The sequence below is a fragment of the Curtobacterium sp. MCBA15_016 genome (assembly GCF_001865105.1).
Lineage (GTDB): Bacteria > Actinomycetota > Actinomycetes > Actinomycetales > Microbacteriaceae > Curtobacterium.
In genome coordinates this window covers 9,268-9,634 of record NZ_MJGR01000046.1, presented here as the reverse complement: position 1 = coordinate 9,634, position 367 = coordinate 9,268, and the positions used below count along the sequence as shown (strand labels likewise).

Annotated in this window: 1 pseudogene; it reads left to right on the top strand. The window is 72.2% G+C overall.

Annotated elements, in window-relative coordinates:
* A pseudogene (locus BIV03_RS16745) lies at nt 1-367 on the top strand (sugar phosphate isomerase/epimerase); the annotation flags it as partial.

Here is a 367-nt window from a genome sequence, read left to right as displayed (position 1 = left end):
GACGACCGTCCGGCCTCCGGCGAGGCCGTGCCCGCCGGGCGCTCGTTCTGGGCCGGCAACGACTCCACGTGGCAGTTCACCGGCATCGAGGACCAGGTCGGCGAGATCGCCCGCACCACCGACGCCGCCGGGCTGGAGTACTCCGGCATCGGCGGGTACCAGCAGGCGTCGAACCGTGACGGCGTCGACACCATGCTCCGCGTCACGAGCGAGCTCGGCGCCCGCCAGGTCCGCGTCTCGATGCCGATGTACCGGCAGGAGAAGGAGCGCACCGGCGAGACCTACACGCAGATCTTCGACCGCACCCGGGCGGACCTCGAGTGGGCCGTCTCCCGTGCGACGGAGCTGGGCGTGAAGGCGCTCGTCG